The organism is Kitasatospora sp. NPDC059088 (assembly GCF_042738155.1).
Classification (GTDB): Bacteria; Actinomycetota; Actinomycetes; order Streptomycetales; family Streptomycetaceae; genus Kitasatospora.
The window spans coordinates 23,018-32,321 of record NZ_JBHYGR010000112.1 but is presented as its reverse complement, the minus strand read 5'-3'; the positions used below and the strand labels follow the sequence as shown (position 1 = coordinate 32,321).

At 73.2% G+C, this 9,304-nt stretch carries 5 protein-coding genes; 2 read left to right on the top strand and 3 right to left on the bottom strand.

The genetic code is table 11. The features are described 5' to 3' along the window. Positions 1-106: 106 nt before the first annotated feature. Positions 107-2,320 carry an MMPL family transporter gene (locus ACFWXO_RS34950; RefSeq protein ID WP_380529093.1) on the bottom strand — a complete coding sequence of 738 codons (2,214 nt, stop codon included), beginning with the start codon at positions 2,318-2,320 and terminating at the stop codon, positions 107-109. A gap of 260 nt (positions 2,321-2,580) precedes the next feature. Here ACFWXO_RS34950 and ACFWXO_RS34945 point away from each other — a divergent pair, with 260 nt between their 5' ends. Both ACFWXO_RS34945 and ACFWXO_RS34940 read left to right on the top strand, forming a co-directional pair. Next, the gene (locus ACFWXO_RS34945; protein ID WP_380529091.1) at positions 2,581-3,801 is read left to right on the top strand and encodes a sensor histidine kinase; all 1,221 of its coding nucleotides are present in this window, start codon (positions 2,581-2,583) and stop codon (positions 3,799-3,801) included. After that, a complete protein-coding gene (locus tag ACFWXO_RS34940; protein ID WP_380529089.1) occupies positions 3,798-4,505 on the top strand; it encodes a response regulator in 708 nt (235 codons plus the stop codon). Before ACFWXO_RS34945 ends, ACFWXO_RS34940 begins: the two co-directional genes overlap by 4 nt. Here the strand turns inward: ACFWXO_RS34940 and ACFWXO_RS34935 are convergent. Beyond that, positions 4,502-5,467: an alpha/beta fold hydrolase gene (locus ACFWXO_RS34935; protein ID WP_375896011.1), complete on the bottom strand. Its 966-nt coding sequence runs from the start codon at positions 5,465-5,467 to the stop codon at positions 4,502-4,504. The two genes, ACFWXO_RS34940 and ACFWXO_RS34935, sit on opposite strands and share 4 nt — an antisense overlap. 161 nt (positions 5,468-5,628) lie before the next feature. Further along, positions 5,629-9,117, bottom strand: a complete 3,489-nt coding sequence (locus ACFWXO_RS34930; protein WP_375896014.1) for a S8 family serine peptidase — start codon at positions 9,115-9,117, stop codon at positions 5,629-5,631. Between the last annotated feature and the right edge of the window lie 187 nt (positions 9,118-9,304).

Here is a 9,304-nt window from a genome sequence, read left to right as displayed (position 1 = left end):
CCCCTTCTCGTTCGTTTTTTCCTGGTCGCCCCTGCGTCTGCCCGCCGCGTGGGTGGGCTCCGGGGGGGTCCCGGCGGCCTCGGGTGGTCTGCGGGCGCTCCGGTGGTCAGCGCGCGCCGAGCTGGTCCGGGGCCGGGCGCGGCGCCGCGACGGGCGGCCGGGCGTCGGTGCCGGGCGCGGCGGCCGGGGCCGGTCGCAGCGGCCACCAGAGGGCGCGGCCGAGCAGGGCGGCCAGGGCCGGCACGGTGACCAGGGAGAGCACCAGCGCGGAGAGCAGGATCCCCAGGGTCAGCGAGAACGCGACCTGCTCGCTGCCCGGGGTGGTGGCCAGCGTCGCGAAGGAGCCGGCCAGCACCAGGCCCGCGGTGGCGACGGCCGGGGCGGTGTGCCGGACGGCGCGGGCCACGGCGGAGCGGGCCGACCCGGGCCGGTGCATCTCCTCGCGGATCCGGTCGGTGATCAGGATGTTGTAGTCGGTGCCGAGCGCGACCACGAACAGGAACAGCACCAGCGGGAGCGTGAAGGAGACACCGGGCCGGTCCAGCCCGTGCTGGAACAGCAGGGTGGCCGCGCCGAGGGTGGCGGCGAACCCGAGGCCGACGGAGAGCATCAGCGCGACCGGGGCGAGCAGGCTGCGCAGGAGCAGCAGCAGGATCAGGGCGATCAGGGCGGCCGCGACCGGGAAGACCACGGTGAGGTCGCGGTCGACGGCGGTGGCGATGTCGGCGAAGATCGCCGCGGTGCCGCCGACGTGGCCGACCGTCCCGGCCGGGGTGTGGGCGGCGACCGCGGCGCGGACCGGGCCGGAGGCGAGGTCCCGGGCACGCTGGCTCTGCGGGTCGGCGTTCAGGTAGAGGTCGATCCGGGCGGCCCGGTGGTTGTCGGCGAGGACGGGCCGGCCGACCTGGCCCACCCCTTCGACGCCCTTGAGCTCGCGGGCCAGGCCGTCGAAGCGGGCCGCGTCGACGGTGCCGCCGTCCCGGGCGACCAGGTAGACGGTCGTCGGGTCGGAGACGCCGGCGGGCATGGCCCGGGCGATCTCGGCGGCGGTGGCGGCGGCGGCCGTGGTGGTGGAGTCGCCCTGGCTGTAGTCCATCTTGAGTCCAGCGGTGCCGGCGGCCAGCGTGCCCAGCAGGGCGACGGAGGCGAGCAGCAGCGCCAGCGGCCGGCGGGCGACGAGCTCACCGAAGCGGGCGGCGACGCCCGGGCGCGGCTCCCGGCGCAGGGCGCGGGAGGGCCAGAAGATCCCGCGGCCGCAGGCGGCGAGCAGGGCGGGCATCAGGGTGAGGCTGCCCAGCAGCATGACCAGCACGGCGACGGCGACGGCCGGGCCGAGCGAGCGGAACTGGCCGAAGCTCGCCACGGCCAGGGTGGCGAAGGCGGCGACGATGGTCAGCGCGGCGGAGGTGATCGCGGTGCCGACCTTGCCGGACACCTCGGCGGCGGCCTCCCGGGCGTTCTGCTCGGGCCGGGCGCGCAACTGCTCGCGGAACCGGAAGAGCAGGAACAGCAGGTAGTCCACGCCGATGCCGAGCAGCACCACCCCGATCAGGCTGGGGGTAGAGCTGTCCAGCTTGAGACCGGTGAGGGCGGCCGCTCCGGCCACGGCGCCGCCGGCCGCGCCGCTGACCATGGCGACCGCGAGCAGCGGCAGCAGGGCGGCGAGCACGCTGCGGAAGACCAGCACGTTGAGCAGCACGATCAGTGCGGTGAGCAGGGCGCTGCCGAGCACCATGGCGCCCCGGTTGGCCTCGGTGGTGTCGGACACCTGGGCGAGTCCGCCGGTGAACCCGGTGCGCATGCCGATCCCGTCGAACTGGGCCCGGGCCTGGTCCCGGAAGGTGCGGTAGACGCCCTGGACGCCCTCGTCCGCGGCGTTGCCGGTCAGTTCGACGCTGAGCAGTTCGAAGGTGCGGTCCGGTGCGACCGTGGCGGGAGCGACCCGGGGCGTCTGGGAGCGGTCGGGGACCAGCGCGGCCGGCTCGTCCGGCTTCCGGGGCATGGTGACCTTGCGTTCCCCCAGCTTGGCGGCGCCGGCCTCGATCTTGTGCTGGTCGTCGGCGGTGAGCGCCTTCCCGTCGGTGCGGGCGACCAGCACGGTGACGGTGGTGGCGTCCGGCTTGATGCCGAAGTCCTGCTCGGCGATCCGCAGTGCGGCCGCCGAGTCGTAGCTGCGCGGCAGGAACTCCCCGCTCTGCGACTGGGTCACCCGGGACATCAGCATCGGGCTGAGCACGGCCAGCCCCATGCCCAGCACCGCCCACACGGCGATGACCTTCCAGGCGTGTCGGGTGGAGAATCCGGTCAGTGCGCGGATCACTGTTCCTCCGGTCGGTGGACGCGAACGTCGGCCTCTGGACCGGGGGTTCCCGGCCTGTTCCAAGACCATCAGCCGCGGGGGTGCCGGGGCGTCCTGGCAGCGGAGGATTCCGCCGGGGGCCCGCGCTCCCCCGCCGGGGGCCGGGACCGGGACCGTGGTCCTGGTCCGGGCCCCTGCTCCTCCGCCCGGGGGAGCACGCCCGGCCCGGCCCGCCAATGCCAGAATGGGGGCGTCAGCGCTGGTCAGCCGGGAGGAATCAGATGGACGGGCGTCAGCGCCCCGGGGTGGACGCGGGTACCGACGGGCCGCTGGAGGACTGGACGGACCGCCTGCCGTGGACCCGTACCGACGCCATGGTGGCCATCGGCGCCGGCGCCCTGGACCTGATCGGCTACGTCCTGCTCGGCCCGGTGACCGGCACCCGCAGCATGAGCGTGCCGGCCTTCGCGCTGAGCGTCCTCTCCGCCCTGCCGCTGCTGGCCCGGCGCAGCCGCCCGCTGCCGGCGCTGGCCGTCGTCCTGGTGCTCCAGGCAGGGACCGACCTGCTCTCCCCGATGGGCTCGCACTTCGGCGCGGTGCTGGCCGTCGCGCTGTACTCGGTCGGGGTGAGCCTGAGCGTCCCGGTGACCGCGGCCGCCGCGGCTGCGACGGCGCTGAGCACCACGCTGAGCCAGTTCCGCCTCGACTCCCCGCTCTGGCCGCAGCTCATCGCCGACCCGACGGCCGCCGCCATGGTGGCCGGGGCCGGCCTGGTGGTGGCCCGCTGGCAGCGCGAGGTGGCCGCCAACCGCCGGCTGCTGGCGGACCGCGCGGTGGCCGACGAACGCCGCAGGATCGCGAGGGAGTTGCACGACATCGTGGCCCACCACATCACCACCATGCAGCTGATGGCCGGCGGTGCCCGCGCCAACCTCGGGGACCAGGAGGTGGTCCGGGACGCCCTGGTCGTCCTGGAGTCCTCGGGCCGGCTGGCGCTGCGCGAGATGCGCCAGCTGCTGAACGTGCTGCGGACCGGGGACGAACCGGATGCCGCCCCGCCGCTGCCCCAGCCCGGGGTGGAGGACCTGGAGCGGCTGGTGGACGAGTCCCGGGTGGCCGGGCTGCCGACCGAGTTCACCGTCGACGGGCCCCCGCGCCCGCTGCCGCCGACGGTCGGGCTGACCGTCTTCCGGATCGTCCAGGAGGGCCTCACCAACGCCCGCAAGTACGCCGGGCCCGCCCGGGCCACCGTCCGCCTCGCCTACCACCCGGACCGGGTCACCGTCGAGGTGCGGGACGACGGCGGCGGCGCGCCCCCGGCGGAGCCCACCGGCCGGGCCGGGTACGGCCTGCTCGGCATGCGCGAGCGGGTCGCCCTGCACGGCGGCACCCTGGCGACCGGCCCGCAGCCGGGCGGCGGCTTCGCCGTGGCCGCCGAACTCCCGCTGACCGACGCCGAATCGGCCGAGGCCGCGGTCCAGACCGGGCAGGTGCTCCGATGACCGGGCGGATCCGGGTGCTGCTGGTGGACGACCAGCCGCTGGTGCGCCGCGGCCTGTCGCTGATCCTCTCCCCCGACCCGTCCCTGACCGTGGTCGGCGAGGCCGGGGACGGCGAGCAGGCCGTCGCCGCCGCCCTCCGGCTGCTCCCCGACGTCGTGGTGATGGACATCCGGATGCCCGTCCTGGACGGCGTCGGCGCGACCGAGCGGCTGGCCCGGGAGCTGCCCGGCTGCCGGGTCCTGGCGCTGAGCACCTTCGACATGGACGAGTACGTGGTGGCCGCGCTGCGCGCCGGCGCCCACGGCTTCCTGCCCAAGGACGTCTCCCCGGAGGAGCTGGGCTCGGCGATCCGGACGGTGCACGCCGGGGAGGCGGTGGTCGCCCCGCGGCTGCTCACCCGGCTGATCTCCACCTACGTCCGGGCGCCCGCCGCGCCCGCCCCGGCATCGCCGGCCGCCGTGCGGTGCGGCGAGCTCACGCCCCGGGAGGTCGACGTGTGGCGGCTGATCGCCACCGGGCTCGACAACGCCGCGATCGCGCTGGCCCTGGAGATCAGCCAGTCCACCGTGAAGAACTACATCACCAGCATCTTCGGCAAGCTCGACGTCCGGGACCGCGCCCAGGCGGTGATCGCCGCGTACGAGTCCGGCCTGGTCACCGCCCGCACGGGGCAGGGCGACCAGGCCGGCCGGAACTCCGGCTAGTCCAGGCTCTTGAGGAAGTCCAGCAGCGCCTCGGTGACCTCGGCCGGGCGCTCCTGCTGGGTCCAGTGGCCGGTGTCCGGCAGCCGGACGTGCCGGTGCAGCCGCGGGGTCAGCTCCGTCAGCAGGTAGTCCAGCACACCGGGCGGGATCATCGCGTTCACCAGGTCCTGCTCGCCGGCCACGTACAGCGCGGGCACCTCGATCCGCAGGCCGGTGAAGGCAGCCATCAGCTCGTTGTTGCGGTCGATGTTGCGGTACCAGTTGAGCCCGCCGGTGAAGGCCCGCTCACCGTGCCGGGCGTAGTCGGCGGCGAACACATCGAGGTCCGCGTCGGTGAGCCAGCCGGGCAGCCGGTCCGGCTCCGGGATGGTGTCCAGCAGGGTCCTGCCCTCGGGGACGACCCACGGCCGCGGCTCGCCACCGGGCTGGAGGCCGCACAGCACGCGGCGCAGGCTGGACCTGATGTCGGCGGCCAGCTCGGCGTCGGCCCGGCCGGGCTGCTGGAAGTAGATCTGGTAGAAGCCCTCGCCGAACCTCTCCCGGGCCGCCTGCAGCGTGCCGGGGCCGGCCGGCAGCGGCGGGACGCTCAGGCCGGCGACCCCGCGCACCAGGTCCGGCCGGAGGGCGGCGGTGCCCCAGGCGACCGGCGCGCCCCAGTCGTGGCCGACCACCACGGCCTTCTCCCCGCCGAGTTCGCGGATCAGCGCGGTGACGTCGCCGATCAGGTGCAGTACGGAGTACGCGTCCACGGCCGCCGGCTGCGCGCTGCGGGCGTAGCCGCGCTGGTCGGGGGCGACCACCCGGTACCCGGCCGCGGCGAGCGGCGCGAACTGGTGGCGCCAGGAGTACCAGCTCTCCGGGAAGCCGTGCAGCAGCAGGACCAGCGGCCCCTCCCCCTGTTCGGCGAGGTGCAGCCGGACACCGTTCACCTCGATCTCGCTGTGCTTGATCGCCTCGTTCAACTCCCGCTCCCGTTCCGCTCCGTAGGACCCCGAGGGCTCTCCTCCCAGGCTCAACAAGCGGACGGCCCCGGCTTGTTCCGGCACCGGGACAAGCAGCCGAGGCCGCCCCGGAACTCCGGGACGGCCTCGGCCTCAGGCTGGTGCGCTGAACTGGTTGAGCGTCAGTTCACCGTGTAGCTGTAGGGGATCGCCGCGAGCACCGCACCGGTGGTGCCGAGGCTGTTGTTGGCGGTCGGCACGAAGGTCGGGCCGGACACCAGGTAGAGCAGACCCTTGACCGTGCTGCCCTTGGGGCCGGTCGGGGTGACGGTCACCTGCAGCGAGCCGGTGGCGCCGGGGGCGACGGTCACCGGGGCGGCGGCCGTGGCCGTGGCGTTCACCGCGGCGGCGTACGGGTCACCGGTGCTGGAGGTCAGCGCCGGGTCGAACGCCAGGGTGTGCGCGGTGGCGGTGATGGTGGAGGTGCCCTTCGGCGCGCCGGCGGTGCCGAACGGGCCGATCTGCTGGACGAAGGTGCTCCAGGCACCGGGGACGATCGGCTGCTCGGCGCTGCCCTTGGAGGTGGCGACCGAGATGGCGGAGCCGTCCTGGGCCTTCTTGAGGTCACCGAAGAGGTCCGGCGAGGCGGTGGTGGCGCTCAGCTCGATCTGCGCCGGCGTCGAGGACGCCGCCACGGCCTTGAGCTGGTCGGTGCTCGGCGGCACCAGGAAGCTCGGCACCGAGGAGGTCAGGCTCAGCGGCAGGTTGACGCTGGCCGAGGCACCCTGCGGGACGAGCGGCAGGTCGACGCGCTTGTCGAGGCGGCCGTCGGCCGCGATCGACTGGGTGGCGACCGTGTTGTTGGTGTAGTTGACGTTGACGGTGACCGGCTTGCCGGCCGCCAGCTTCGTCTTCGGGTCGTTCGGCAGACCGGCCGCGGTGGCCTGGTTCTGGTTGAACGCGATGCTGCCGGCGAAGTCCTGGGCGAGCTCCTGGCCGCTGACCGGGCCGAGCACGTTCAGGACGAAGCGCCAGTGGCCCTCGGCCGGGTTGATCGTGGTGGCCGAGACGCCGTTGGCGGCGCCGGTCAGGTTGCCCTGGGCGTCGAACAGCGTGTTGCCCTCGATGTCGACCGGGGTGCCGTTCGGGCTGATCAGGGCGCCCTGCATGAACAGGTTCGCGTCCTTGCCGACGGTGACGCCGACCCGCAGGTCCTTCTGGCCCTTCGGGACGTCGAAGCCGTAGGCGAACATCTGCGTCGGCGAGGAGCCGCGGCCGTTGCCACCGGTGATGGTGCCGGTGAAGCTGCCCTTGCCGTCCTTGACCGGGACGAGGCTGCGCAGCACGACCGGGACGCTGGTGGTGTTGCCGTTCGAGCTGGAGACGAGGACCGCCTCGCTGCTGTCACCGCTGGTCGCCGGGGTGGTCAGCTGGACCTTGAGGGTCTTGGTCTGACCGGGCTGCAGCTCGGTGGTGTTCGGGCTCACCGCGCCGGCCGGGACCGCGCGCTGGGTGGAGGTGCCGAACTGGACGTCGCCGGTGTAGCCGGCCTTGCCCGCCGGGGTGTACATGATGGCGGTCCACTCGCCGGCCACCGGGTGCGGGACGTCGACCAGGCCGAAGTTGGCCGGGGTGGCGCCGCCCTGCGGACGGGTGTTGGTCTCGAAGCGGCCCGACGGGTCGAGCAGCGTCATGCGGACCACGGGGCCGTTGGTGACCGGGTTCGGGCCGCCGTGCCAGGCGATCGACGCCGCGAGGCGGTCGGCACCGGCCGGAACGGTGAACTTGACCTGCTTCTGCACCCAGTCGGCACCGTTGGTGGCGTACTTGAAGGTGTCGGTCGAGGCCGAGTCCAGCTTGACGACCTGCTGGTTGGTGGCCTGCGGCGCGAAGCTGCGGGTGGTGGCGCTCACCGACTGCGGCTCGTCACTGGTGTTGGTGACGGAGACGTCGGCGGTGTGGGTCGAACCGGGGGCGCCCTGGATGCTCACCTGGCCGGTGTTGACCACGACGGTGCGGGCACCGTCGGTGCCGTCGCCGTCGTCGTAGCCGCGGGCGGCCTCGACGGCGGCCCGGACGTTGAGCAGACCGGCGCCCTGCTCCTCGGCGGGGACGCCGAGGTCGGTGGCGGTGCCGGTGATGAACTTCTTCACCAGCGCCGGGGACGGCGAGTCGCCGCCGTGGGTGTCGCGGTAGGCCTGGATGACCAGGGCCGCGGCACCGGTGACGAACGGGGCGGCCTGGCTGGTGCCGCCGAAGGGCTGGATGTTCGAGCCCTTGCCGTTGAAGTTGGTGCAGTCCGCGTACTTGGTGGTGTCGGCGGTGCACAGCGCCCAGTCCGACTCGCCCGGGGCGACCAGGTCGAGGGTGCGGCCGGCCATGGTGAAGCCGCCCGAGGAGAGCGCGGAGATCCGGCTGTTGTTCCAGGTCTTGTTGGAGAACTTGGAAGCCGCGTAGCCGGTCTGCTGGTAGTTCTGGTTGTCCGTCGACGCGCCGACCGAGATCACGTACGGGTCGGTGGCCGGGGTGCCGATGGTGCCGCTGATACCGGCGTCACCGGTGGAGACCGCGACGGTGACACCGGCCTTGACGGCCTGCTCGTTGAAGAGCGCGATGGTGTCGTGGGCGCCGCTGTCCGGGGTGACGTTGCCGCCGAAGGACTCGTTCAGCACGTCCACGTGGGCGACCCGCACCGCGTAGTCGATGGACTGCAGGATCGACGAGTTGGACATCATCTCGCCGCCGGCCTTGAGGGCGACCAGGTCGGCGTCCGGGGCGAGGCCGCGGATGTTGATGTTGCAGCCGGCCGGCAGCGGGTGCGAGGCGTTGACGAACTGCGAGACGTCGTAGGTCTGACGGCCCTGGGCGATGACCGCCGAGGCGTCGCCGAAGGCCTCGGCGCCACCGCTCGGCGCGTCCCAGCCCTCACCCGAGAAGTCCTGGTGGTCGACCACGGCGTGCGAGCCGTCGGCCCGGATGAAGTCCGGGTTGTTCGGGTCGAGCGCGTCGGCGATGTAGGCGACCTTGACGCCCTTGCCGGTGGCCAGGTTCTCCACGCCGGGGTTGCCGTTGCCGCTGTAGGCACGGACCGAGTAGAGGCCCTCGGGCTCCAGTAGCGGCTTGGTCGGGTCGGAGGGGCAGACCGTGTTGGTCGCGTTCTCCTGGGAACCCTGGCCGTTGCTGCCCGAAACGGCCTTCGACGCGTCGCCGGACTTGCCGGAGGCCGTGGCCGCGGTGTCCGCCTTCTTGGCGGTGGTCGAGGCGACGGGGGCCACCTGGACCTGGGTGTCGGCGACCACGGCGGCGACCGCCGGGTCGGACTGGAGCGCCGCGCGCTCGGCCGGGCTGACCGTGGCGGAGAAGGCGTTGCCGACCACGAAGCTCTTGACGTTGGTGCCGCCGTTGGCCTTGACCTTGTCCAGCAGCGGCTTCTGCGCGCTGGCGGTCTTCTGCTCACGTGCGCCGAGGTGACCGTGGTCGGCCGGGGCGTCCGCTATCTGGTCCTTCAGGATCACGATCACCGGTGCCGGCGACCCGTCCGAGGACGCCGCCTGGGCGTTCTGCGGATCCTGGGTCGGGGCCGCGCTCGCGATGGTCCCGAGGCTCAGGACCATGGACGCGGCGGTGACGGTGACGGCGGCTGCTAGCTGGGTCTTGCGCCAGCCGATCAATGGACATCCTTTCGTCTGATGAGACGTCAGGTTGCACGATCCAGCCTACGAATCCTGGTCGGACGCGCGGTGCTCCGGACCGCGCGTCCCGACAGCGGTCGCATTCCAGCGCATCCGGCACGACCACGACAAGGGGTTAAAACCCCATCAGAAAGTAAAAATGACCATCAGAAAGTAAAATACACAG

What these genes read in the sequence shown, in the direction of transcription:
- ACFWXO_RS34945 (WP_380529091.1), top strand. Translation starts at nt 2,581, where the DNA reads ATGGACGGGCGTCAGCGCCCCGGGGTGGACGCGGGTACCGACGGGCCG.
- ACFWXO_RS34940 (WP_380529089.1), top strand. Translation starts at nt 3,798, where the DNA reads ATGACCGGGCGGATCCGGGTGCTGCTGGTGGACGACCAGCCGCTGGTG.